Origin of the sequence: Streptomyces sp. NPDC058308 (assembly GCF_042880275.1) — a bacterium.
GTDB lineage: Bacteria > Actinomycetota > Actinomycetes > Streptomycetales > Streptomycetaceae > Streptomyces.
Map to the genome: position 1 here is coordinate 22,577 of NZ_JBHVZA010000026.1, position 23,398 is coordinate 45,974.

At 71.6% G+C, this 23,398-nt stretch carries 22 protein-coding genes; 6 read left to right on the top strand and 16 right to left on the bottom strand.

Annotation, left to right across the window (positions count from 1 at the left end; genetic code table 11):
- Nucleotides 1–108 precede the first annotated feature (108 nt).
- Nucleotides 109–726 carry a DUF6230 family protein gene (locus ACFVYL_RS29480; RefSeq protein ID WP_355802687.1) on the bottom strand — a complete coding sequence of 206 codons (618 nt, stop codon included), beginning with the start codon at nt 724–726 and terminating at the stop codon, nt 109–111.
- Between the two features lie 669 nt (nt 727–1,395).
- On the bottom strand, nt 1,396–2,379 hold the full coding sequence (locus tag ACFVYL_RS29485) for a tetratricopeptide repeat protein (protein ID WP_389721233.1): 984 nt from the start codon (nt 2,377–2,379) through the stop codon (nt 1,396–1,398).
- 341 nt (nt 2,380–2,720) lie between these two features.
- On the opposite strand from ACFVYL_RS29485, the gene ACFVYL_RS29490 reads away from it, so the two are divergent.
- A complete protein-coding gene (locus ACFVYL_RS29490) occupies nt 2,721–3,353 on the top strand; it encodes a TetR/AcrR family transcriptional regulator (RefSeq protein ID WP_389721235.1) in 633 nt (210 codons plus the stop codon).
- A gap of 75 nt (nt 3,354–3,428) precedes the next feature.
- Here ACFVYL_RS29490 and ACFVYL_RS29495 read toward each other — a convergent pair whose 3' ends face one another.
- On the bottom strand, nt 3,429–4,436 hold the full coding sequence (locus ACFVYL_RS29495) for an SDR family NAD(P)-dependent oxidoreductase (protein ID WP_389721237.1): 1,008 nt from the start codon (nt 4,434–4,436) through the stop codon (nt 3,429–3,431).
- Nucleotides 4,433–5,614 (bottom strand): glycosyltransferase, encoded by a 1,182-nt coding sequence (locus ACFVYL_RS29500; protein WP_389721239.1) that lies wholly within the window; start codon nt 5,612–5,614, stop codon nt 4,433–4,435. The genes ACFVYL_RS29495 and ACFVYL_RS29500 overlap by 4 nt, the downstream gene beginning before the upstream one ends.
- 64 nt (nt 5,615–5,678) lie before the next feature.
- On the opposite strand from ACFVYL_RS29500, the gene ACFVYL_RS29505 reads away from it, so the two are divergent.
- Complete coding sequence (locus tag ACFVYL_RS29505) at nt 5,679–6,422, top strand: response regulator transcription factor (protein ID WP_389721241.1); 744 nt, start codon at nt 5,679–5,681, stop codon at nt 6,420–6,422.
- The gene (locus ACFVYL_RS29510) at nt 6,419–7,816 is read left to right on the top strand and encodes a sensor histidine kinase (RefSeq protein ID WP_389721243.1); all 1,398 of its coding nucleotides are present in this window, start codon (nt 6,419–6,421) and stop codon (nt 7,814–7,816) included. Before ACFVYL_RS29505 ends, ACFVYL_RS29510 begins: the two co-directional genes overlap by 4 nt.
- A gap of 19 nt (nt 7,817–7,835) precedes the next feature.
- Here the strand turns inward: ACFVYL_RS29510 and ACFVYL_RS29515 are convergent, their stop codons facing one another.
- The 5 genes from ACFVYL_RS29515 to ACFVYL_RS29535 all read right to left on the bottom strand — a co-directional run bounded on the left by ACFVYL_RS29515 (nt 7,836) and on the right by ACFVYL_RS29535 (nt 13,397).
- A complete protein-coding gene (locus tag ACFVYL_RS29515) occupies nt 7,836–8,927 on the bottom strand; it encodes an alpha/beta fold hydrolase (RefSeq protein WP_389721245.1) in 1,092 nt (363 codons plus the stop codon).
- Between the two features lie 446 nt (nt 8,928–9,373).
- Nucleotides 9,374–11,074: a methylmalonyl-CoA mutase gene (locus ACFVYL_RS29520; RefSeq protein WP_389721247.1), complete on the bottom strand. Its 1,701-nt coding sequence runs from the start codon at nt 11,072–11,074 to the stop codon at nt 9,374–9,376.
- Between the two features lie 75 nt (nt 11,075–11,149).
- Entirely contained in the window at nt 11,150–11,482 is a 333-nt protein-coding gene (locus tag ACFVYL_RS29525; RefSeq protein WP_389721249.1) for a DUF3817 domain-containing protein, read from the bottom strand.
- A gap of 102 nt (nt 11,483–11,584) precedes the next feature.
- A complete protein-coding gene (locus ACFVYL_RS29530; RefSeq protein ID WP_389721251.1) occupies nt 11,585–12,094 on the bottom strand; it encodes a MarR family winged helix-turn-helix transcriptional regulator in 510 nt (169 codons plus the stop codon).
- A gap of 10 nt (nt 12,095–12,104) precedes the next feature.
- The gene (locus ACFVYL_RS29535; protein WP_389721253.1) at nt 12,105–13,397 is read right to left on the bottom strand and encodes an MFS transporter; all 1,293 of its coding nucleotides are present in this window, start codon (nt 13,395–13,397) and stop codon (nt 12,105–12,107) included.
- 159 nt (nt 13,398–13,556) lie between these two features.
- Here ACFVYL_RS29535 and ACFVYL_RS29540 point away from each other — a divergent pair, with 159 nt between their 5' ends.
- Entirely contained in the window at nt 13,557–14,558 is a 1,002-nt protein-coding gene (locus tag ACFVYL_RS29540) for a DUF5937 family protein (protein WP_389721255.1), read from the top strand.
- Between the two features lie 63 nt (nt 14,559–14,621).
- On the top strand, nt 14,622–15,662 hold the full coding sequence (locus ACFVYL_RS29545; protein ID WP_389721257.1) for a glycoside hydrolase family 6 protein: 1,041 nt from the start codon (nt 14,622–14,624) through the stop codon (nt 15,660–15,662).
- Nucleotides 15,663–15,716: 54 nt separating this feature from the next.
- Here the strand turns inward: ACFVYL_RS29545 and ACFVYL_RS29550 are convergent, their stop codons facing one another.
- The 7 genes from ACFVYL_RS29550 to ACFVYL_RS29580 form a co-directional block, all read right to left on the bottom strand.
- Nucleotides 15,717–17,684: a galactose oxidase-like domain-containing protein gene (locus tag ACFVYL_RS29550; RefSeq protein WP_389721259.1), complete on the bottom strand. Its 1,968-nt coding sequence runs from the start codon at nt 17,682–17,684 to the stop codon at nt 15,717–15,719.
- 3 nt (nt 17,685–17,687) lie between these two features.
- Complete coding sequence (locus ACFVYL_RS29555) at nt 17,688–19,496, bottom strand: glycosyltransferase family 2 protein (protein WP_389721261.1); 1,809 nt, start codon at nt 19,494–19,496, stop codon at nt 17,688–17,690.
- Between the two features lie 200 nt (nt 19,497–19,696).
- On the bottom strand, nt 19,697–20,350 hold the full coding sequence (locus ACFVYL_RS29560; protein ID WP_389721263.1) for a TetR family transcriptional regulator: 654 nt from the start codon (nt 20,348–20,350) through the stop codon (nt 19,697–19,699).
- Nucleotides 20,347–21,036, bottom strand: a complete 690-nt coding sequence (locus ACFVYL_RS29565; protein WP_389721265.1) for a DUF4166 domain-containing protein — start codon at nt 21,034–21,036, stop codon at nt 20,347–20,349. Before ACFVYL_RS29565 ends, ACFVYL_RS29560 begins: the two co-directional genes overlap by 4 nt.
- A complete protein-coding gene (locus tag ACFVYL_RS29570) occupies nt 21,033–21,752 on the bottom strand; it encodes a hypothetical protein (RefSeq protein ID WP_389721267.1) in 720 nt (239 codons plus the stop codon). Before ACFVYL_RS29570 ends, ACFVYL_RS29565 begins: the two co-directional genes overlap by 4 nt.
- A gap of 200 nt (nt 21,753–21,952) precedes the next feature.
- Complete coding sequence (locus ACFVYL_RS29575) at nt 21,953–22,246, bottom strand: MTH1187 family thiamine-binding protein (protein WP_389721269.1); 294 nt, start codon at nt 22,244–22,246, stop codon at nt 21,953–21,955.
- Nucleotides 22,243–22,593 carry a DUF3817 domain-containing protein gene (locus ACFVYL_RS29580; RefSeq protein ID WP_389721271.1) on the bottom strand — a complete coding sequence of 117 codons (351 nt, stop codon included), beginning with the start codon at nt 22,591–22,593 and terminating at the stop codon, nt 22,243–22,245. The genes ACFVYL_RS29575 and ACFVYL_RS29580 overlap by 4 nt, the downstream gene beginning before the upstream one ends.
- A 165-nt stretch (nt 22,594–22,758) precedes the next feature.
- On the opposite strand from ACFVYL_RS29580, the gene ACFVYL_RS29585 reads away from it, so the two are divergent.
- Complete coding sequence (locus tag ACFVYL_RS29585) at nt 22,759–23,397, top strand: AIM24 family protein (RefSeq protein ID WP_389721273.1); 639 nt, start codon at nt 22,759–22,761, stop codon at nt 23,395–23,397.
- Nucleotide 23,398: the final 1 nt, after the last annotated feature.

The following is a 23,398-nucleotide window of genomic DNA, read 5'->3' on the forward strand; positions in this document are numbered from 1 at the left end:
TCCGTCAGATGCCGTCGCGCCCCCGCGCCCGGCCGTTCTCATCGCACCGAGTGCGCACCGAGTACGCACCGGGCCGCCTGGCCGCGGCCCGCTAGGGCATCAACTGCCCTAGTAGCACTCGTGCTTGCCCTTCTTGACCGACATGCCCAGGCCAGAGAGCTTGAAGGTGCCGGCGGTGGTCGCCCACGCACGCTGCTTGACATCGGTGAACTTCACCGACTCCGCCTGCTGCGCGAACGAGTCCGGGGCGTACTTGTCGCCCTTCGCCGGACCAGGGCCCTTGGTGGTCTGGTCGACCGAGACGCCGATGTCGACCTTGTGGAAGGTCGCGTTGGCCTTCAGGTCATCGGCGTCGATGTAGAGCTTCTTGGCCTGTACCTTCGGACCACCCTCGCCACCGGCCTTGAGGGTCATCGACACATCGCCGAAGACCGGGACCGGCACGACCACCGACTGGCAGAGATTGGTGATCGTCGCCGATTCGAGACCGACGACGGCTACCGGGTGGTGACCCGACTTGCCGCTGTCAAGGGCTCCGTACTGGACGAACCCCTTGCCGTTGAGCTCCTTAGCAGTCACCTTGAACTGCTGACCGGACACACTGAACGATGCCGCGAGCGCACCCTGGGACAGGGCGACGCCTATCGCGGCAGTCGCCGCGACGCTCGGCACCATGACCACGGCGAACCGCTTCCATCTGGTTCCGCCACGAGCCACGGACTCCATGACTTTCCTCCTTCTCGGACGTACATCTCCGGCCCTGACTGCTCCCGTTCGGGCGGCTCAGCCGGGCAGGGATGGGAGAAGTGCTACGTCCTCGGGAAGGAGAGCGCCCGCATCGGAGGCACGCAACCGCACCACTCATCACCGGCGATCACCCCCGAGCGACAACCACTGGTCGCGCCTGACGCATCACGCACGACCTCGCGGACAGGCCCTGCCGGTACCGGCAGAGACCCCCCTGTCCAAGACCGGCGACGGCGTCACCGGCCTACTCGGTGGGGACCCAGAAACCCCGCTCCCGATTGGCTGTCGGGCTGCGGGTTATCGGACCGAGCGTCGCCGATCGTGGTGCATTCTCGGCCCCCGCACAAGGGGGTTCGTTACTCGCTAGTAACGGCCGGATAACCGAAGCGCGACCGCGCGGTATCGGTCGGCCACGGACGGTGGCTCAACGGCCAGGAGCAGAACGGGGCATGAGCGGGCGAATGCGCCCAGAAGGAAGGGATTCCCTTACTCCAAGTAACAGCGGCCGCAATTGCCAAGTTTTGGCAAAGTGCGGCCGCTGTGCGTCCTGGGAACAGACTTTTCACTCCGGCATCACAAGCCCCGGCGTTTAGGGACTGGTCAGCCCGAGGGCCGGTGGACGGAACCGGCCGGACGGTCGGCGTGCGGTCAGAAGAGCACCCGGGCGAGCGCCGTGCGCGCCGCCGTCACACGCGGATCGTCCGCGCCCACCACCTCGAAGAGTTCGAGCAGTCGCACCCGCGCGGCGTCCCGGTCGTCGCCCACCGAGCGTCGCACCGCGTCGATGAGCCGCCCGAAGGCGTCCTCGACGTGACCGCCCACCAGATCCAGGTCGGCGGCGGTGATCTGGGCCTGCACGTCCGCGGGACGGTCGGCGGCGTCCTTGCGGACCGCCTGCGGGTCGAGGCCCTGGACGCGCCGGAGCAGTTCGGCCTGGGCGAGGCCGAGCTTGGCCTCGGTGTTGGCCGGATCGTCACTGAGCACGTTCTTGTACGCCTGTACGGCACCGGCGAGATCGCCCGCGTCCAGCGCCCGTACGGCCGCTTCGAGGAGGGCGTCGTAAGGTCCGGCCGGCACCTCGGCCGGTGCGGGGGCCTGCTCGTCATCGGCACCGGCGTCGACCACCAGGCCCGTCAGGCCGAAGCGCTCCTCGCCGACCTGGATGAGCTGGTCCAGGGTCTGACGGATCTGCGCCTCCGGGGCGGCGCCCTGGAAGAGGGGCAGGGCCTGGCCCGCCACCACCGCGAAGACAGCCGGGATCCCCTGGACCCCGAACTGCTGCATCAGCATCTGGTTCGCGTCGACATCGATCTTGGCAAGGAGGAAACGGCCGTTGTATTCCTGCGTGAGCCGCTCGAGAAGGGGGCTCAGCTGCTTGCACGGCTCGCACCACTCGGCCCAGAAATCGATGACGACCGGGACCTCGGTGGAGCGCTGCAGGACCTCGCGCTCGAAGCCCGCCTCATCGACGTCGATGACGAGGGAGGCCGGGGAGATCGCGGCGCCCGCCGCGCCCCCGCCCTGCCGGGCCGCTTCGGCGCGCGCCTGCTCCGCCTTCGCCTTGGCCTCCTGGGCCGCCTTCACGGCGGCGAGGTCGACGACTCCGCTCATGGACATGTTCCGTGGCTGCATGAGTACATCCTCCCCCAAGCCGTGCGGGAACCGTGCCCGTCCGTGACCCCCCGCCGGATTGCGGGGCCACAGGAGGCAGGGTCCAAGGTCCCGAGGAGGACCGTCGGTTGGCTCGGGGTCCCCACCCCGGGCCGGTGGTCGTGCTGCGTGGTTGTCGCTCGTGGCTCCTGGCTCGTGGGCGGCGCGGTGCACCCTTGGCCGTTCGGCTTCCGGCCGCGCTCACAAGCTTTCGCTACGAGTCGTAGCGTAACTGCCCCGTCCCGGGCGCGGAACGGGGCCCGCGGTGATCTCGCTCACTCGGCACCCCGAGTCGGCACGTACTGACCGGTATGGTCGCGGGCATGCAGAGCCGCACCACTCCTGCCACCCGCACCGGCGGCCGCCCGCGCAGCGCGACCGCCGACGCCGCGATCCTGGAGGCGACCCGGCAGGGCCTCGTCGAACTCGGCTGGTCCAAGCTGACGCTCGGCGCCGTCGCCACGCGGGCAGGCGTCGCGAAGACCACGCTCTACCGGCGCTGGGCGGGCAAGAGCGAGCTCGTCGTGGACGCGGTGGCGGAGCTCTTCGACGAACTGGAGCTGCCCGACCGGGGCAGCCTCGCCGCCGACATCGAAGGCGTCGTCCTGCAGTTCGCGGTGCTGCTCGGGCGCCCCGAGACGAAGACGGCGCTGATGGCGGTGGTCGCCGAGTCCACGACGGACGAGCCGCTGCGGAACCGCATCCGCTCCTCCATCGTCGACCGCCAGAAACGCCTGGTCCTCGCGGGCCGCGAACGAGCCCAGGCCCGCGGCGAACTTCCCCCCGAACCCGACCCCGCCTCCGCCGCCCGCACCGCCGACCTCATCTTCGACGTGATCGCCGGCGCGGTGGTCCACCGCGCCCTGGTCAGCGCGGAACCGGTGGACGAGGAGTGGGCGCGACGGTTCACGCTGCTGCTCCTGGGAGGCTTGGCGGCGGCAGCCGCACAGTCCTGAGCGGGTAACAGAGGCACACCTGGGTCAGGGGCGCGGGGAACCGCGCGACCAGCCCCCACGACCCGCGGCCGGAACTCAGACCTGATAGCGCTCGGGCGCGAACAGGTGCAGGTTCTCGGCGACCCAGGCCGACGTGTGCTTGAGCCCCTCCATGAGGGAGACCTCCGGAACCCAGCCCGCCCACTCCCGCGCCCGGGAGTTGTCCGACAGAAGCCGCTCCACCTCGCTCCCCGAAGGGCGAAGCCGCGCCGGATCGACGACCACCGAGGCCTCCCGCCCGGACGCGGCGATCAGCTCCCGCGCGAGGTCGCCGATGGAGATCTCCCGGCCCACGCCGAGGTTCACCGCGTGGCCGAGCGCCCGGTCGCACACGGCCATCGCCATGAACCCGCGCGCCGTGTCCGTGACGTACGTGAAGTCCCGCGTGGGCGTCAGGGAGCCCAGCTTGATCTCCCGGGCGCCGGCGTGCAGCTGGGCCAGGATCGCGGGGATGACGGCGCGCGCGGACTGCCGGGGTCCGTACGTGTTGAAGGGCCGGACCACCGTCACCGGCAGCTCGAAGGCGTGCCAGTGGGAGAGCGCCATCATGTCGGCGCCGATCTTCGAGGCGGAGTAGGGCGACTGCGGCTGCAGCGGGTGCGTCTCGGCGATCGGTGCCGTCAGCGCGGTCCCGTACACCTCGCTGGTGGAGGTGTGGACGAGGCGCCGCACGGAGTGCCGCCGGCACGCCTCGGCGACGTTCTCCGTGCCGACGACGTTCGTCTGGACGTACGCGCCCGGAGAGTCGTACGAGTAGGGGATGCCGATCAGCGCGGCGAGGTGGAAGACCGTGTCGCAGCCGTCGACCGCGTCCGCCACGCGCCCCGCGTCCCGCACGTCCCCGGCGACCATCTCGACCCGCGGGTCACCGAGGAGGTGCGCGAGGTGCCCCTTCTCCGCGTACGGCTTGTAGTGCACGAAGGCGCGGACCTTCGCCCCCGCTTCGAGGAGCAGGTCGACGAGCGTCGAGCCGATGAAGCCTTCGGCGCCGGTGACGAGGACGGTGCGGTCCTGCCAGGAGAAGCCGGTGGTGGACGTGTTCATGCGTACTCCAGGTGAGGGGTGACGTGGGCGAGTTCGAGGACCCGCTCGGCGAGCAGGTCGGCGGCGCGGGCGTGCGGGCCGGGGTCGGCGGCGCCGCTCATCGCGGCGAGCCGTACCGGGTCCGCGAGCAGCGGGCCGAGCAGGTGTACGAGCCGGTCGGCGGTGGTCTCCGCGTCGGGCAGCAGGACGCCCGCGCCGGCGTCGGAGAGGACCCGGGCGTTGTGGGTCTGGTGGTCGCCGGGCGCGTGCGGGTAGGGCACGAGGACGGCGGGGACGCCGGTGGCGGCCAGTTCGGCGACCGTCGCCGAGCCCGCGCGGCAGACGACGAGGTCGGCGGCGGCGTAGGCGAGGTCCATGCGGTCGAGATAGGGGACGGCGCGGGCGACCGCGTCACCGCCCTCGGCGGCGAGCCGGGCCCGCGTCTCGTCCAGGGCCGCGGGGCCGGTCTTGACGAGGAGGTGTACGTCGCGCCGCTCCCGCCAGCGCGCCGCGAGGCCGACCGCCGCCGCCGTGAGGCGGGCCGCGCCGAGGCTGCCGCCGTTGAAGAGGATCAGCCGGGCCCCGGCGGGCACGCCCAGGGTGCGCCGGGCCTCGTCGCGCAGCGCGGCCCGGTCGAGCGCGGCGAGCGGCGCGGCGATCGGCATCCCGGTCGTGTGCGCGCGCTCGCCGCCCGGCAGGTGGGCGCGGCTGCGGTCGAAGGCGACCGCGATGTTCGGGGTGAGCCGCGCCGCGAACCGGTTGGCGCGGCCCGGCACCGCGTTGGACTCGTGGATGAGGCTCGGGAGCCCCGCCATGCGTGCCCCGACGATGACGGGGGCGCTGGGGTAGCCACCCATGCCGACGGCGACCTGTGCGCCCTGCTCGCGCAGGATGGCCCGGCACTGGGCGCCGGACTTCATCAGTGCGGCGGGGAGCAGATAGCGGCGGGCGCCGAGCGACGGGTCGAAGGGGATCATGTCGACGGTGTGGAGGCGGTATCCGGCGTCCGGTATCAGCCGGGTCTCCAGGCCCCGCTCGGTGCCGACGAAGGAGATCACGGCGCCGGGCACGGCCCGGCGCAGCGCGTCGGCGAGGGCGAGGCCCGGGTAGATGTGCCCACCGGTGCCGCCCGCGCCGATCACGACGGAGAGACCGGTGCGGCCCGCGGCGGCGGCGCGGTCGGAGTGAGTGGTTCGCATGGCACTGGAGCTTCACTCGGGGGTCTAAGAGGGTTTTAAGAGCCGCGTTTGGCACCTTTGGTCCATGAGCTTCACGAGCGTGACCAGCAAGGGCGGCCCGCCGGGCGCGGGCGACGCGGCACGGCACCGGATCCTCGTCGTCGACGACGACCCCGAGGTGCGGGCCGCCGTCGAGGACGCCCTGACGGTCGAGGGTCACCATGTGCGGGGCGCGGCCGACGGCCATCGCGCGCTGACGGCGGTCGCCCGCTGGCAGCCGGACCTGGTGGTCCTCGACGTCCTGATGCCGGTCATGGACGGCCTCGCGGTCTGCCGTCAGCTGCGCGCGGCGGGCGACCGCACGCCGGTCCTCGTGCTGACGGCCCTGGACTCGGTGAGCGAGCGCGTCGACGGTCTGGACGCGGGCGCCGACGACTACCTGGTCAAGCCGTTCGCCCTCGACGAGCTGGTGGCGCGGGTGCGGGCCCTGCTGCGGCGTGCGACACCGGAGCGCGCCGCGGCCGACGGCGACGACCTCGCGTACGGCGATCTCGCCCTGGATCCCGCGACGCGCACCGGCCGTCGCGGGGAGCGCCGGGTGGAGTTCAGCCGCACGGAGGCCGTCCTGCTCGAACTGCTCCTGCGCAACGCGGGCCAGGTCCTGCCGCGCGAGCTGATCCAGCAGGCGGTGTGGGGACGGGACTTCGGCCCCGACTCCAACTCCCTCGCCGTATACGTGGGTTATCTGCGCCGGAAACTGGAGTCGGGCGGTGAGCCGCGGCTCGTCCACACGGTGCACGGGGTCGGCTACCGGCTGGGCTCCCCGTGAGCGCGCGGCGCAGGCTCGGCGCGCGCTGGCGGCGCCGCAGGCCGCTGCGCACCCGCCTCGCGGTGATGGCCGCGGCGGCCGTGGCGGTGGTGGCCATCGGCGTGTGCGCCGCCGCGTTCTTCGTGATCCGCTTCAAGCTGTACCAGCAGCTCGACCAGAACCTCGCCCAGTCGGCGACGCTCATCGCCCAGCAGCACCACGCGGAAGGCCCGGGCGTCGTGACGGGCGAGTGCCGGTTCCTGGGCGCGCCCGCCTGTTCGCAGGTCGTGCCGGCCAACCGGGCGGCCGACCCGGCGAAGCCGTATCTGCTGCCGGTGACGGAGCCGACGCGCGCCGTCGCGGACGGCCGGCGCGCCCCGTACTACGCGAACTTCACGCTCCCGGGCGGCAAGCCGGGCCGGATGTTCACCACCACCTTCGGCAAGGGCGAGGCCGTGCAGGTCGCCCTGCGCGCGGACATCGCGGAGCGCGGTGTGCGCCAGGCCGCGTCGCTGCTCTCGGCGGTGGGCGGCGCGGGCGTGCTGCTCTCCGCGGTGGGCGGCTACTGGGTCTCGCGCACCGGTCTGGCGCCGATCACCCGGCTCACCGCCACCGCCGAGCGCATCGCGGCCACGCGGGACGCCCGCCACCGCATCGAGCTGCCGCCGGGTCCGCCGGGCCGCGAGGGTCACGAGGACGAAGTCACCCGCCTCGCCACCACGTTCAACACGATGCTCGCCGAGCTGGAGGAGTCCGTCGCGGCCCGCCGCCGGCTGGTCGCCGACGCCTCCCACGAGTTGCGTACGCCGCTGACCGCGCTGCGCACGAACGCCGAACTGCTCGCCAAGGCCGACCTGTTGACGGACGCGCAGCGCGACCGGGCGTCCGGGGCGCTCGGCCGTCAGCTGCGCGAAGTCACCGGTCTGGTCAACGACTTGATCGAGCTGGCCAGGGAGGCGGAGCCGCAGCCGCTCCTCGAAGAGGTCCGGCTCGCCCCGCTGACCGTGCACGCGGTGGACGCGGCGCGCGGCCACTGGCCTGCCGTCCCGTTCACGCTGCGGGTGGCGCGGGACGCGGAGGGCCTCTGCGTGCCCGGGGTGGCGGCGCGGCTGTCCCGGCTGCTCACCAACCTCCTGGACAACGCGGCGAAGTTCAGCCCGCCGGGCGCTCCCGTGGAAGTCTCCCTGACCGCCACCGCCCTGACCGTGCGCGACCACGGCCCGGGGATCGCGGAGGAGGACCTGCCGTACGTCTTCGACCGCTTCTACCGCGCCGAGAAGGCCCGCGCGCTGCCGGGCTCGGGGCTGGGTCTCGCGATGGCCCGCCAGATCGCGCACGCGCACGGCGCGGAGCTGACGGCGGAACGGGCGCCGGGCGGGGGCGCGCTGTTCCGCCTCGTGCTGCCGGTCGGCTAGGCCCTGGGCCAGGGGCAGGTCACTTCTTCGCCCAGGCGCAGCTGCCCAGCTCCGCCTTGCCCTTGGCGACGAGCCGGTCGGCCTCGCGGGCGATCAGGACGCGGGTCTTGTCGCCCTTGCAGACGACCGTGCGGTCCCCGTGCCCGGCCAGGTCGACCAGGATCTGGTCCCAGTGCCGGTACTGGACGTCGTGCCCGGAGTCCGCGTAGGTGCGCACCCGCTCCTCGCCCGGCAGCGCGTCCTGCCAGGTCTTCAGCGTGGCGGGCGGCACGGTGGCGTCCTTCTTGCCGCCGTAGAGGTAGACGGGGGCGTCGAGCCCGGACAGGTCGGGGCCGGGGCGGCCGCAGTACAGCTTCTGCTCGTGCACCTGGGGCGCGGGGTCGGCCTGCTGACCGCGCTGGTTGTAGGTGCGCGCCCCCTCCTCGTACGCGGTGTCGGCGAAGCCCGGGATCGACTTCACGGGACTGTCGTCGGGGAAGGCCCACCACTTGCGCGGGTCCTTGATCTGGTCCTTCACGGCGGCGGCGAGCGCGTCGTCGGAGAGGCCGCAGTAGGCGGGCTTCGTGCCGTACGGCGGCAGGGCGGCCGCGAGGTGGAGCTGCGAGATCCGCTCCGGGGCCCGGGCGGCGAGCTCGGCGGCGTAGGGGCCGCCGCCGGATATCGCGATCACGGAGACGTCGTCGACGCCGAGCCCGTCGAGGACTTCGAGGGCGTCCTTCGCGAAGTCGGCCTTGCCCAGGTTCTTGTCGAAGTCGGTGTCGCCGAAGCCGTTGCGCTCCACGGAGATGAGCCGCAGGCCCAGGTCCTCGCGCGTCGTGCGGAAGAAGTCCGTCATGTGGGAGGCCCGGGCGCTGGTGCCGGTGCCGCCGATGAAGAGGACGGGCTTTCCGTCCTTGTTGCCGGTGTCCGAGTAGTGCGCCGTGCGCCCGTCGGAGAGCTTCGCCGCGTGTACCTCGGGGCCGAGCGAGTCGAAGGCGTCCTGCACCTTCGGCTCGGGCGGCGGGCTCGCGCTCACCTCGCCGGAACCGCCCATGAGGAGCGCGCCGAGGACGGTTGCGGTGGCGGTTCCGATGGCGATGGCGGCGGTGCGGGCGTGGCCGGACGAGGTCACGGTTACTCCTGGGACGGGGGTGGGTGGCCGGGCGGGCGCCTGCCCTGGCCCCTGGGCCTTAAACCTACGAATTCGCGCCGCCCGTCGGGGTGGGCGGAATCACCCGTTTCCTACCCGCCTGCGGGGCTGTGGGGGGTTGCTCGCGCAGTTCCCCGCGCCCCTACGCGCCCCTACGGGGCTTGTTCGCGCAGTTCCCCGCGCCCCTGAAAACACCCCCTCCCCCCGCACCCAACGACGCACGGCCACCCTTCCAGGGGCGCGGGGAACTGCGCGAGCAACCCCCGCTGCCCCGCAGAAGACGACGCACCACCAGCCCCTCCCAAGGGCGCGGGGAACTGCGCGACAAGCCCCCACGGCCCGCAGAAGAACACCTACGGCCAGCCCCCTCAGGGGCGCGGGGAACTGCGCGAGCGGCCCCCGCCGACCCGCAGCCGGCGAACGAGGGCCTAGAACCCCGGCGGCTCCACGTAAACCCCCCACTCATCGCGAAGCACCCCGCAGATCTCACCGAGGGTCGCCTCGGCCCGCACCGCCTCCAGCATGGGAGCGATCATGTTCGACCCGTCCCGCGCCGCGGCGAGCATCGCGTCGAGCGAGGCCCGGACCCGCGCGTCGTCCCGCCGCCCCTTGCGCCCCGCGAGATCCCGGACCTGCTCCCGCTCCACCTCATGGCTGACCCGAAGGATCTCCAGGTCGCCCGTGACCGACCCGTGGTGGCAGTTGACGCCGACCACGCGCTTGTCACCCTTCTCCAGGGACTGCTGGTACTGGAAGGCCGACTCGGCGATCTCACCGGTGAACCAGCCGTCCTCGATGCCCCGCAGGATGCCCGAGGTGATCGGCCCGATCGGGTGCTGCCCGTCCGGGTGGGCCCGGCGCCCCCGCTCCTTGATCTGGTCGAAGATCTTCTCGGCCTCGGCCTCGATGCGGTCGGTGAGCTGCTCGATGTACCAGGAGCCGCCCAGCGGGTCCGCGACGTTGGCGACGCCGGTCTCCTCCATCAGCACCTGCTGCGTACGGAGCGCGATCTCCGCGGCCTGCTCGCTCGGGAGCGCGAGGGTCTCGTCCAGGGCGTTGGTGTGCAGGGAGTTCGTGCCGCCGAGCACGGCCGCGAGCGCCTCCACCGCGGTGCGTACGACGTTGTTGTACGGCTGCTGCGCGGTGAGCGAGACACCGGCGGTCTGCGTGTGGAAGCGCAGCCACTGCGCCTTGTCGGTCCGCGCGCCGTACTCGTCGCGCAGCCAGCGGGCCCAGATGCGGCGGGCGGCGCGGAACTTGGCGATCTCCTCGAAGAAGTCGACGTGCGCGTCGAAGAAGAAGGAGAGGCCCGGCGCGAAGACGTCGACGTCCAGGCCGCGCGAGAGGCCCAGTTCCACGTACCCGAAGCCGTCCGCGAGGGTGTACGCGAGCTCCTGCGCGGCCGTCGCCCCGGCCTCGCGGATGTGGTAGCCGGAGACGGAGAGCGGCTTGTACGCGGGGATGTCGCGCGCGCAGTGCTCCATCAGGTCGCCGATGAGGCGCAGGTGGGGCTCGGGCTGGAAGAGCCACTCCTTCTGCGCGATGTACTCCTTGAAGATGTCGGTCTGGAGCGTGCCGTTGAGCACGGCCGGGTCGACGCCCTGCCGCTCGGCCGCGACGAGGTACATGCAGAAGACGGGCACGGCGGGCCCGCTGATCGTCATGGACGTCGTCACGTCGCCGAGCGGGATGCCCTTGAAGAGGACCTCCATGTCGGCGGCGGAGTCGATGGCGACACCGCAGTGCCCGACCTCGCCGAGCGAGCGGGCGTCGTCGGAGTCGCGGCCCATGAGGGTCGGCATGTCGAAGGCGACCGAGAGGCCGCCGCCGCCGTTGGCCAGGATCGTCTTGTAGCGCTCGTTGGTCTGCTCGGCGTTGCCGAAGCCCGCGAACTGGCGGATGGTCCAGGTCCGACCGCGGTACCCGGTCGGGTAGAGCCCACGCGTGAAGGGGTACTCACCGGGCCAGCCGATCCGCTCGAACCCCTCGTACGTGTCCCCGGGCCGCGGCCCGTACGCGGGGTCGACCGGGTCCCCGGAGAGCGTGGTGAAGTCCGCGTCACGCTTGCGCGCCTTGTCGTAACGGGCCTGCCAGCGCCGGCGGCCTTCCTCGATCGCTTCAGCGTCCATACCCCCGAATTTACTAGGACGTCCTAGTAAAAGTCGATGGGAAACCGCCACGGACCTGTCCGCGGCGGTTTGGAGTCAGGCCTTGGCCGTGGCCGGGGAGCCGTCCGCGATCAGCGGCTCCACCTCACGGACGACCTTGCGTTCGACGAAGAAAGCGGCGGTCGGGATGGTGCCCGAGACGAGCACCCACAGCAGCTTCCCGAACGGCCACTTCGCCTTGGAGCCCAGGTCGAAGGCGAAGATCAGGTAGATGATGTACAGGACTCCGTGGATCTGGGAGACCACCAGGGTCAGACCCTCGCCCTTCTCGAAGCCGTACTTGGCCACCATGCAGGCGCACAGGATGAGGAGCATGACGGCGGTGACGTAAGCCATCACCCGGTAGCGGGTCAGCACGCTGGATTTCATGGCTACGAGCGTAACGGCCCGTTTTGCGCGATCTTCGCCGCCCCCGCCCCCGCCCCCGCCCTCGCCGGGACGCGTGCCCCACCCCGCCGGGAGGCGTGCGTCCTACTTCTCCTCGAAGTCCTCCGCCGCCACCCGCAGGGGCCTGAGCATCGCGAAGATCTCCCCGCACTCCTCCGCGTCGTACACCCCGAGCCCGAAGTCCATCGCCATCAGCTCGCGCGTCGCGGCCTCGACGACCTCGCGGCCCTTCTCCGTGATGGAGGCGAGCGTGCCGCGGCCGTCGTTGGGGTTCGGGCGCTTGTCGACCAGGCCGGACCTGACCAGGCGGTCCACCGTGTTCGTGACCGACGTCGGATGCACCATGAGCCGCTCACCGATCTTCGACATCGGCAGTTCGCCGGCCTGCGAGAAGGTGAGCAGGACCAGCGCCTCGTACCGCGCGAAGGTCAGTCCGTACGGCTTGACGACCGCGTCGACCTCGGCGAGCAGGATCTGGTGCGCACGCATGATCGAGGTGATCGCGCCCATGGCCGGCACCGACCCCCAGCGCTGCTTCCAGAGCTCGTCGGCGCGGGCGATGGGATCGAAGGGGAGGCTGAGCGGCTTCGGCACGGCATCGACCTTACCCGTCGGTCACATGCTGGTCAGCCCCGTCTCGCGATTCGGTCGTACGTTCCCGGCGGCCGTCCGCCGCGCCTTCCCGCGTGCGCCGCACCTCCAGCGCCAGAAGCAGACAGCAGGCCGTGCCGAGCACCCCCGCGCCCGCGACGACCGTGCTCACCGCGCAGAACTCCGCGGCGAGGCCCGCGAGCGCCATGCCGACCCCCTGGACCGTCATCAGCCCCGCCGTGAGCACCGTCATCGCGCGGCCCCGCAGTTCCTCGGGCACGGCATCGACGAACCAGCGGTCAAGGCCCAGGGTGTACGCCGAGGCGGCCCCGGCGAGCGTGAGGGCCACCAGCGCCGGGACGAGGCCGGGGGTGAACGCGTACGAGGCGAACGGCACCAGGGCCAGCGAGGCGAGCGGCAGCACGATACGGGCGCGCGCGGCCGCGGACAGCGCCGACCCCGCGTACAGCTCGCCCGCGACCGTGCCCACCGGCAGGGCGCACATGAGCAGTCCGACGCCTCCGGTACCGATGCCGATCTCGTCCGCGTAGGGGGCGGCGAGCGCCTCGGGGGCGACCATGAACATGGGCGGCACCCAGAAGAGCAGCAGCAGGGCCCGCGCCCGCCGGTCGCCGAGCACCTGCCGGGCGCCGCTCAGGGAGTACCGCACGAGCGCGCCGCCGCCGCTCCCGCGCGCGGGCCGCCGCCGCGTCCCGAACCGCAGGACCAGCGCCGACACCGTGAACGTGGCGCCGGTGACCGCGAGGGCGGCGCGCGGCGTCACGAGGGTGAGGAGCACGCCGCCGAGCCCGAACCCGACGAGGAGGGAGCTCTGGGAGACGATCCGCAGCAGGGAACGGCCGAGCACGAACAGGTCGCCGTCGCCGAGGACGTCGGCGAGGGTCGCCGTCCGCGTGCCGTTGAAGACGGGGGCGACGAGAGCGATGAGGCAGCGCAGCGCGAGCAGTCCGGCGACGGGTGTCACGGGCAGCGCCATGAGGGCCGCGCACCCGGCGCAGACCATGTCGCACACGACGAGCACGCGCCGCGGCGGGCAGCGGTCGGCGATGCCGGACAGCAGGGTCCCGCCGACCAGGTACGGCAGCATGCCGAGTGCGAAGGTGAGCGCGCCGAGCAGTGGTGACCCGGTGAGTCCGTACACCAGCACGGTCAGGGCGATCTCGCTGACGACGACGCCGAGCAGCGAGAACGCGTGCGCGACGAAGACGGCGCGGAACTCGCGCACGGCGAAGACGCGGGCGTAGCCGGAGGGTTCGGCGGCGGGGGCGGGGCGGGCGCTGGACATGTGCGCAGCCTCACGCGGGCGACGGTCCTGCCCTAAAGTTTCGGGCCCGGGCGAATCTTCGGCGCCCGGCGGGAGGCCGGTGAGGGCCCGACCAGGTTCCGGTGAGGGCCCGGCGGGGGTCCGGTGAGGGCCCAGCGGGGGGTCCGGTGAGGGGGGTTCGTGCCGTTTCATCTGCGCTTCGGCCGGGACGATCTGCTGCGCTGCCGGTTCGCGGTGTCGCCGCTGTGGGAGACGCAGGAGGCCGTCCGTACCCTCAAACGCCCCGACCGGCACGCCTACCACCCGCGCTGGCTGCGCCGGATCCGCGCGGCGGGCCGCGGGCTCGACCTCTCCGCGCTGTGGCTCCTGATGCCCCGGCGCGGGCACTCCCCCGACTTCCTCGGGCCGCCTCCGATCGGTCCCGCCGCCCGCTTCGAGGAGGAGATCGCGGCCGTCCGCGCGGCCGACCCCGTGGCCGCCGGGGACGACATCGCGCGGGCGCTCGCCTGCACCCCGGGCGCCGCGCGGTCGCCGCGGGGCCGGGCCCTGCTCGCCGACCCCGCGGGCGCGGTGCGGGAGCTCGCGGACACCATGGAGGCCGCCTGGCACGCCCTTGTCGAGCCGGACTGGCCACGTCTGCGCACGCTCCTTGAGGCAGATGTCGCCCATCACTCGCGGCGGCTCGCGGAGGTCGGCCTGGGCGGGGTGCTCCCCGAGCTGGACCGGCGCCTGTCGTGGGACGCGGAGACGCTCACCGTGGAGTGGCGCGACGAGCACGTGCGGGAGCTTTCGGGGCAGGGGCTCGTCCTGATCCCGAGCGTCTTCACCTGGCCGGACGTGGTCAGCGGCTTCGAACCCCCGTGGCAGCCGACGCTGGCCTATCCGGTGCGCGGCATCGCCGCGCTCTGGGCGGAGCCGGACGACCGTACGCCCGAGTCGCTCGTACGGCTGCTCGGCCGTGGCCGGGCCAGGGTGCTCGCCGCGCTCGCCGTGCCGGACACCACGTCGGGTCTGGCGCACCGGCTCGGGCTCGCGCCGTCGTCGGTGTCGGCGCATCTGACGGCGCTGCGGGGCGCCGGACTGCTGATGTCGCGGCGGTACGGGCACCGGGTGTTCTACGAGTGCACGCCGCTCGGTATCGCGCTCGGCGCCGGGGGCGGTGTGGCACAAGAGCTTGAATAGCCCTTTATGTAACGATTGCCGGGCTGACTGACCGTCACCGTCACCACCGCCCAAGGGGGCTGGATGCACCGGCTGCTCCGCACGTCCACGGCGCTCCGCACGTTCACGGCACTCGCGGCCCTCACCGCCCTCGGGCTCACGGCGGGCTGCTCATCGGCCTCCGGGCCAAAGACGCGGGAGGCGGCCGAGCGCGCCCCCGCCTCCGAGTCCGCCCGGCCCTCCGCGAGCACCTTCTGGGTCGACCCCGACAGCGCCGCCGCACGCCAGGTGGAGCAGTGGGAGCGACAGGGCCGGACCAAGGACGCCACGGTGCTCAAGCGCATCTCCGAGCAGCCCATGGCCGTATGGCCGGCCGGGGACGACCCCGCACCCGACATCGAGGAGGCGACGAAGGGCGCGGCGAAGGAGGGCCGCACCGCCGTGCTCGTCGCGTACAACATCCCGCACCGCGACTGCGGCCAGCACTCCGCGGGCGGCGCGGGCAGCTCCGACCAGTACCGGGGCTGGGTGAACACCTTCGCCGACGCGATCGGCTCCGCGCCCGCCCTGGTCGTCCTCGAACCCGACGCGATCCCGCACATCGCGGACGGCTGCACCCCCGCCGAGTACCACGCGGACCGCTACCAGCTGCTCTCCGAGGCGATCCAGCGGCTCAAGCGGCAGCCGAAGGTGAAGGTCTACCTCGACGCGGGGAACCCCGGCTGGATCAACGACGCCCACAAGCTCACCGAGCCGCTGCAGAAGGCGGGCGTCGCCCAGGCCGACGGGTTCTCGCTGAACGTCTCCAACTTCCAGAGCGACGCGACGACCAAGGAGTACGGCCGCACGCTGTCGGCCACGGTCGGCGGCAAGCACTTCGTCATGGACACCAGCCGCAACGGCAAGGGCCCCCTGGTGGGCGACCGCCAGGACGCCTGGTGCAATCCGCCGGGCCGGGGCCTGGGCACCCGGCCGACCGACCGCACGGGCGACCCGCTGCTCGACGCCGTCCTGTGGATCAAGCGCCCCGGGGACTCGGACGGCCCGTGCCGGGGCGGCCCGGCCGCCGGGCAGTGGTGGCCGGACTACGCGCTTGGCCTGGCGCGCAACGCCAAGGAGGCGTGAGGGGCGCGCGACGCCGAGGAGGCCGGGGAAGGCCTCCTCGGCGGGCCGGAGAGGTCAGTCCTCCAGGCCGACGTGGATCCACTTCGCCTCGGACGACGTGCCGTCCTTGTCCGTCACGAACAGCATGTACCAGCCCGGCGGGACCAGCGCCGTGTCGCCCTGCGGCACGTCCACCGTCACCGTGCCCCTGCCCTTGCTGAGCCCCAGCGCGATCGAACGCTGCTCGACGTCCGTCGTGTGCGTCACCGCGCTCGGGCGCATCAGCCGGGCCGACGCGAGGTTCTCGGGGTGCTCGGTCCGAAACGTCGCGCGGCCGTCCGCCGCCAGCTGCTCCGGGCCCTCGCCGAGGACCGGGCGCACCTGGCCGCCCTTGTGCAGCGCGGGGGGCGTGAAGATCTCCATGCGCTGCTCGAAGTGGCCGAGCTTGGTGTTCTGCTCGTTGTCGTAGAGCGGGTCGGAGCCGAACGTCGCGACCCGGCCGTCGGGCAGCAGCAGCGCCTCGGAGTGGTAGTTGCGGCCCACCTTGGGCGAGGCGGCGGCGCGGAAGGCGTTGGCCTTGGGGTCGTAGAACTGCGCCTTGAGGATGTTGCTGCCGCTGCGGCCCCGGTAGTCGCCCGAGCCGTTGGACGTGAAGACCGAGTCGTCGGGCATGAGCACGCTGTTCAGATACCGGGTGCCCTGCGGGAGTTCGGGCCCCGTCCTGAAGGTCGGGTTCTCCTCCTTGAGGTCGATCACGGCGGTGCGGCGCGTCGCCTTGTCCGACTCGCCCACTCCCCCGCCACCCATGATCATCACCTTCTGGTCCTGCGCGGGCGGCAGCAGCATGGACGCCGACGTCTCGGTCTGGTCCATGTCCTCAAGGCCCGGCACCTTCTCGAACTTGTTCGTCTCCAGGTCCCACAGGCCCGGCTCACGGCCCTTCTCGGCCGGGCCGTAGCCCGCGTTCGACGCCGGGTAGAAGAGCTTGCCGCCCTTGGTGAGGAAGAGCGCGGGGTACGTCGGGAAGTACCGCTTGGGCCCGTCCGTCCACTTCTTCGTCTTCGGGTCGTAGATCTCGTTGTCGCCCGGGTCGATCACGCCGACGTCGTCGAGACCGGAGACCGCGAGCACCTTGCCGTCCTTCAGACCGACCAGGGTCGGATACCAGCGGGCCTTCTTCATCGGGTCGACGGGCAGGTACTTCTCGGCCTTCGGGTCGAATTCGTACGCCGCCTTGATGCCCTGGAAGTCCTGCTTCTCCATGTCGATCTTCTCGGCGATGCCGTAGGTGTTGTCGGCCTCCTCGCCGGTCAGCCCCTCGATCTCGTACTGCGCCGACTTCTCGGTGACCGACTGCGCGCCACCCTCGACCGCCTCCACGAAGACGCGCGCCTCGCTCGCCTTGACCTTGGTCTTCCAGGGCTGCATCACACCGGACTTGGAGTACGTGATCTCGAAGCCCCGCTTGGCCTTGGGCACGACGACGTCGAACTTGCTGACGTACTCGACGCCCGACGGTGAGCGGAACGTGGTGCCCTTCTTGAGGGTCACCGGCTTGTCCGGGTTCTCGTTCTTCACCCGCATGCCGCCGCCCGCCCGCTCCACCTCACCGTCGAGCAGTTCGTAGCGCGCGGTGCCGCCCGCCACCAGGAGCCGCCCGTCGGGGAGTTGGGCGTGCCCGGAGCAGAAGAAGTCCTCCGGAGTGTCGATCTTCTTGAACGTGTCGTTCTTCGGATCCCACAGGACCGTGTCGAACGACCCCGCGTCGAACTTCTTCTGCTCGTTCCCGGAGCCGGCGACGATCAGCACCTTGCCGGTGTGCAGCAGCGCGGCGTGGATGGCGTTGGTCCGGAACTCCTCGGGGATGTCGACCTGCTTCCAGGAGCCGTACTTCGCCTTGTAGCCGGGCCGGGAGATCTTGTAGTCGTAGTACTGCTCCTCGGCGAAGGAGAGCGCGGCGGGAGCGTTCAGCCCCACCAGGAGCGCGCCCGCGCCGACTCCGAAAAGCGTCTTCCTGGTGCGCTTCGAGGGGCGGTAGGCCATGGGTCAGTTCCCTCCTGTCGTCGTGCCGGTGGCGAACGCCGGCTCCGGCTCGCCCTCCGCGTCCTCGCCCAGCGGCCCCGTCCGCTGCGTCCCCTGCTCCTGCCGGGCCGCCCTGCGCTCCTTGGCGAGCGAGAAGGCCCAGATCGAGACCGGTGCCAGCGAGATCACCATCGCGAGGACCGCCCAGGTGCGCATCGCCACGTGCGTGTGGCCGAGCACGAAGGAGGCGACCAGCGAACCGGCGAGCACCACCGTCCAGAAGAGGTGGATACGGAAGGTGAGGAGCCGGTCGGGGCTCGCGTCGCCGCCCTTGGGGGTGACCACGAAGCGGCTGGGGCGGCGCAGGAGGGCCGCGCCGAGCGACTTGGCGTAGATGGGCGCGGAGAGCGCCGACATCGCCATGCCCGCGAGGCCGCCGGATCCCTCCGGCTCGTGCGGGGACACGTTGTGCCGCCGGTTCCAGAGGTAGAGGCCGATCTGCAGGGCGGCCGCGTCGCTGTACAGCATCAGCCAGACCGACGCCGCGACCTGCGTACCGCTGGCCCCGAACCACAGGAACAGGACACAACTGAGGATGCCGAGCAGCCAGTTGACGGCCGTCATGGGGTAGTACACGAGCATCAGCGAGTACGAGAAGAGGCGCCCGGGCGGCATCGTGAACGGTGCCTTCCAGTACTGCTTGAACAGCGTCTCGTAGGTGCCGCGCGACCAGCGCATCTGCTGGGTGAAGAAGTCCGTCCAGGAGGCCGGGCCCTCGCCGACGGCCAGGACGTCCGGCGTGTAGACCGAGCGCCAGTGCCGGTTGGTCGCCGGATTGCGGTGGCGGTGCAGCTCGAAGCCCGTCGCCATGTCCTCGGTGATCGAGTCGTGCAGCCCGCCGACCTGGGTGAGCGCGCTGATGCGCACGACGTTGTTCGTGCCGACGAACATGGGGGCGCGGTAGCGGTTGCCCGCGCGCTGGATCAGCGCGTGGAAGAGGAACTGCTGGGACTCGGCCGCCTTGGTGACGGGCGTCGTGTAGTTCCCGTAGACCTGCGGTCCGACGACGAACGCCACGTCCGGGTCGCGGAAGTAACCCATCATCCGCTCAAGGAAGTTGGGGAGCGGGACGTGGTCCGTGTCGACGGACGCGAAGAAGTCGTACTCCGCGTGGTACAGCGCGAGCCAGGCGTTGTAGTTGCCGTGCTTGGTACGGGCCTTGTGCGGGCCCTTCTTGCGGTTCCACTCCGCGATGCCGTACCGCGTGAAGTGCCGCACGCCGAGCTCTTCGCAGAGCGCCTTGGCCTCGGGGGTGTTCCCCTCGTCCAGGAGCCATACGTCGAGGGGGCCGGGGTGGTGTACCCGGACGGCACCCTCAAGGGTGGCCCGCACCATGGTGAGGGGCTCCTTGCCGGGCACGTACGTGGTGAGGAAGGCGACGCGGGTGCCCGCCTCGGGGAACACGGGGACCGGGTCCCTCGCGACCATCGTGGCGTGGGCGATCGATATGACGTTGACGAGCATGAAGAGCTCGATCAGTCCGATCGCCACGAGCATCGTCGCGTCCAGGCCGATCAGCCAGCGGTCGGCGCCCTCGCGTTCGGTCCAGTGGGTGGGCCAGACGAGGTAGACCAGCAGGACGCCGGTGAGCACCGGCGCCAGGGCCATCAGGAGCACGGCACGTATTCGGTGCGGTTCGCCGGACAGCAGCGAGCGGTACCGGACCCGGTACGGTCCGGGGTTCCCTCCTGTTCCCTCGTCGCCGTCCGGCTCGGTGAGCGGTCCGGCGAGCGTGCTGTGGGTTTCGTAGTCGTAGCCCTCCGGCTGCCGCACAGCGCCCTCCAGGTTCTGGGTGATCCGGTATCGAACGTGCCGATACCCACACAAAAGTGGAGTTTCCCCGGCGTGTCGAACGGGGTTCGCCCGTGCGAGGGGTTTTAGGTTGGGGGGTTTTGGCTGGGTTGCGGTGGGGGGTGGTCTGTGGAGAGGGCTCATACTTCCGCCGTATGTGGCCGCCCACTCCTGGAGGCTGCTTACGGCCGCGTACGGCGCAACCGGTGGCGGACCGCCCGCTGGGCCAGCGGTCCCAGGTCCTCGACCGCCGTCACGACGACGGCCAGCTGCTCCAGCGAGGCGAGCGCCCGCTCCGTACCCGCCGGGTCGACCCCCTCGTACAGCTCCATGCCCACGAAGGACGCGCCCAGCGCCCGGGCGAGCCCCACGGGATCCGTGAACTCGCCGAGCGGCGACGCGGACAGGACCCGGGTGAGGACCTTCTCGATCTCCTCGATCCAGAGCGCGAGACCCGCCGCCGTCGCCGCCGCGAGCCGCGGCTGCGTCTGCGCCCCGGCCAGGAGCTGGCCGAGGACGGCGACATGCCCCGCCTCGCGTTCCCGCTCGTGCATCTCCCGCCCGAAGGCGAGGAGTTCGGCGAAGGATTCGATTTCGGCGAGGCGCTCCCGGTAGAGGGACACCCGCTGTTCCGTGCCGTGCCGGCAGGCCGCCGCCAGGAGGTCGTCGACGGAGCCGTAGTGGTAGAAGACGAGCGCCTGGTTGACCCCTGCGGCCGCCGCGATGTTCCGCGCCGACGCCTTGGCGATGCCCTGCTCCGTGAGCGTCCGCAGCGCGCCTTCGAGGAGCTTGGTCCGGGTCTCCTGGCTCTTGGCCGGGTCCTTGGCGGCGCTCACGCGCGCACCTCCTCGCGGACGGGCCTGAGCCCGGGGCGCACCCCGCACGCACGGACGTCGCTGTACGTCGCAGTGAAGGACCCCTCGTACCCGAAGAGCGGCCCGAAACGGCGGTTGGTGACCCGCACCCGGATGCGGAACAGGCCCGCCGCGTCGTCGTAGGACTCCCGCACCTCGGCGTCGCCCCCGATCAGCTCGGGGACGCGGCAGTCCACCGGGCCCTCCCGGAAGCGGTGCTCTCCGGAGCGGATCAGGAGCGAGCCGTCGGGCTCGGCCCGCAGGTGCAGGTCGCTGGCGAGGTGCTGGTGCGTGCCGAGGTAGTCGAGCACGCGGTCGCCCTTGGGTCCGAGGACCATCTGGGCGTCGAAGCGGCGGGGGCCGCCGGGCAGGTCGAAGGTGCGCACGAAGGTCACCGTCTCACGGCCGTACGTGTCGGTGTACGGCACGTTCTCGATGGTGAAGGGGACGTTCCTGCCCTGGCGCGGGAGGAGGATGTTGCGGGTTCCGCCGAGCGCGAGGAACGGCTTCACGAAGCCCCTGCCGTGCCAGACGCGGTCCATCACGCCCCGGCCCGTGCAGGCCTCGCCGCTGTCGAGGCCCACGGAGAAGCGGCGCTGGATCTGCGGGTGCAGCCGGTCGAAGTCGGCGCCGAGCACGGTGCGGAAGATCGAGGCGTGCCGCTTCACGAGCGCCGCTCCTCTGCCGTGTCGAGGGTGGTGAGGAGGCGGGGGGCGCGGGGGGCACGGGCGCGTTCCGGCGGGGTGCGCAGGCAGCGGCGGGCGGCCGGGGTCGTGGGCAGGGGCGGCAGGAACAGCATCAGGGCCGCCGCGGCGATGGCGGTGACGGGGGCGAGGAGGACGGCGGCGACGACGCACAGGACGCGGGCGGTGGCCTCGGCGACCGCGTTCCCCAGGGCGCGTTCGGGGGTGATGTCCCGCTCCAGCCAGAGCCGCAGCCGGTCGAAGGACCAGGCGGTCGCCCAGCCCATGAGCGGGCGGAAGAGCACGCGGTCGACGGCCTTTCCGAAGCCGCCCCAGCGCGGCCGGTAGTCGTACCCGGTGAGGAAGCGGATGCCGTCGCCGTCCGGCGCCGGTACGTAGCGCCAGTAGCCGCTGCCCTCTTCGAGGAGGGAGAGGGGGTGCTCAGAGGAGAAGCGCAGGGCGGAGGTACGGGTGCCGTCGGGGCGCCGCTTCTCGCCCGCCGAGACTCCGGTGCCTGCGATGGCCAGGAAGGGCAGCACGCGCGTGGCGTACCGGAAGTGCTGGGGCTCCCCCTCCTGGCGCGGCAGGTAGTCGATCTCGGTGAAGCGCAGGTCCCAGCGCTGGTGCCGGTCGGGTTCCTGGGTGCGGGCCCAGAGGTCGTCGAGATCGGCGCGCATGCGTGCCTCGATGTACAGGCTCACCGTAAACCCCCACGTCAGCGTACTTTTGAGCGACTGCTCAAAAGGGAAGATACAGTTGTTTGAGCAGTCGCTCAAGTCACTCGATCAAGTCACTCGTTCAAGCCGCTCGCTCACGTCATGGGGCTCATGGGGCACAGAAAAGCCCCCGCCGGAGCGGGGGCTTTTCTGTGCTTTCGACGACACCTACAGGTGCGGGCGACTCACGCGGAGAGGTGACGCTCCACCGTGTCGACCTTGGAGGTGAGGCCATCCGTCACGCCGGGGCGGATGTCCGCCTTCATGACGACGGAGACGCGCGGGGCCCGCGCCTCGACCGCGGCGACGGCTCGCTTGACGACGTCCATGACCTCGTCCCACTCACCCTCGACGGACGTGAACATGGCGTCGGTCCGGTTCGGCAGCCCCGACTCGCGGACGACGCGGACCGCGTCGGCGACGTACTCGCCGACGTCCTCACCGACTCCCAGCGGGGTCACGGAGAAGGCGACGATCATGCGCTCACGACCCCTTCCTTACGGGCGCGCGCGGCGATCACCGCGGCCTCGGCCTCGCGCTTCAGCCTGCGCTCGGCCATGAACCCGCCGCCGGGGATGATCGAGAACGCGAAGTACAGGGCGCCCGTCTTCGCGTCCCACTTCGTGCGGTTCCACGCGTCGAGCCAGAAGATCACGTACAGGATGAACAGCACGCCGTGGATCGGGCCGAGCACCGGGGCGACGTTGAAGCCCTCGGCGACCGTGTACTTGATGATCGTGCAGACCAGCAGCACGATCCAGGAAATGCCCTCGGGCACGGAGACCAGACGGAGGCGGCGGAGGGCGGAGGCGGTCTTGATGTCCACGGGTCACCTTCGGTGGGTGGGGCGGCGGGAGGAGGCGGGGCCAGGCGGCGCCGATCTTGTGAACGGACGCACAAGCGACCCCATTGTGACATCGGGGTCTTCTCGGGGTTCGCTCAGGGGCCTTCACCCTGTTCTGGGCGGGTACGCGGCGGCTACCGTCGATTCGTGGCTACATTCCGGCTCCAAGGCAGCAGAGTGCTCGCCGTCGACATGACCGGCGATGCCGTGAAGGCGAAGAACGGCTCGATGGTCGCCTATGACGGCCAGATGGCGTTCAAGAAGATGACCGGGGGCGGCGAGGGGATCAGGGGCATGGTGACCCGCCGCGTCACCGGCGAACAGATGACGGTGATGGAGGTGAAGGGCCACGGCACCTGCTGGTTCGCCGACCGGGCCACGGAGATCAACCTCGTCCAGCTGAGGGGCGACAAGCTCCACGTCGAGGCGAGCAATCTGCTGTGCACCGACGCGGGGCTGCGCACCGGCACCAGCTTCACCGGCCTGCGCGGCGCGACCCAGGGGAACGGCCTGTTCACGACGACCGTCGAGGGCACGGGCCAGGCGGCGATCGTCTCCGACGGGCCCGCGGTGGTGCTGCGCGTCTCCCGGCAGTACCCCTTGATGGTCGACCCGGGGGCGTACATCGCCCACCAGGGAGACGTCCACCAGAGCTTCCAGTCCGGCGTCACCTTCCGCACCTTCATGGGCGAGGGCGGCGGCGAGGCCTTCCAGATCCGCTTCGAGGGCGACGGCCTGGTGTACGTACAGCCCAGCGAGCGCACCACGATCGCGGGGGACGTCTGAG

What these genes read in the sequence shown, in the direction of transcription:
- ACFVYL_RS29535 (WP_389721253.1), bottom strand. Translation starts at nt 13,397, where the DNA reads ATGTCCAGCGCCCGCCCCGCCCCCGCCGCCGAACCCTCCGGCTACGCC.
- ACFVYL_RS29575 (WP_389721269.1), bottom strand. Translation starts at nt 22,246, where the DNA reads ATGATCGTCGCCTTCTCCGTGACCCCGCTGGGAGTCGGTGAGGACGTC.
- ACFVYL_RS29525 (WP_389721249.1), bottom strand. Translation starts at nt 11,482, where the DNA reads ATGAAATCCAGCGTGCTGACCCGCTACCGGGTGATGGCTTACGTCACC.
- ACFVYL_RS29550 (WP_389721259.1), bottom strand. Translation starts at nt 17,684, where the DNA reads ATGGCCTACCGCCCCTCGAAGCGCACCAGGAAGACGCTTTTCGGAGTC.
- ACFVYL_RS29495 (WP_389721237.1), bottom strand. Translation starts at nt 4,436, where the DNA reads ATGAACACGTCCACCACCGGCTTCTCCTGGCAGGACCGCACCGTCCTC.
- ACFVYL_RS29520 (WP_389721247.1), bottom strand. Translation starts at nt 11,074, where the DNA reads ATGGACGCTGAAGCGATCGAGGAAGGCCGCCGGCGCTGGCAGGCCCGT.
- ACFVYL_RS29505 (WP_389721241.1), top strand. Translation starts at nt 5,679, where the DNA reads ATGAGCTTCACGAGCGTGACCAGCAAGGGCGGCCCGCCGGGCGCGGGC.
- ACFVYL_RS29485 (WP_389721233.1), bottom strand. Translation starts at nt 2,379, where the DNA reads ATGCAGCCACGGAACATGTCCATGAGCGGAGTCGTCGACCTCGCCGCC.
- ACFVYL_RS29480 (WP_355802687.1), bottom strand. Translation starts at nt 726, where the DNA reads ATGGAGTCCGTGGCTCGTGGCGGAACCAGATGGAAGCGGTTCGCCGTG.
- ACFVYL_RS29490 (WP_389721235.1), top strand. Translation starts at nt 2,721, where the DNA reads ATGCAGAGCCGCACCACTCCTGCCACCCGCACCGGCGGCCGCCCGCGC.
- ACFVYL_RS29545 (WP_389721257.1), top strand. Translation starts at nt 14,622, where the DNA reads ATGCACCGGCTGCTCCGCACGTCCACGGCGCTCCGCACGTTCACGGCA.
- ACFVYL_RS29500 (WP_389721239.1), bottom strand. Translation starts at nt 5,614, where the DNA reads ATGCGAACCACTCACTCCGACCGCGCCGCCGCCGCGGGCCGCACCGGT.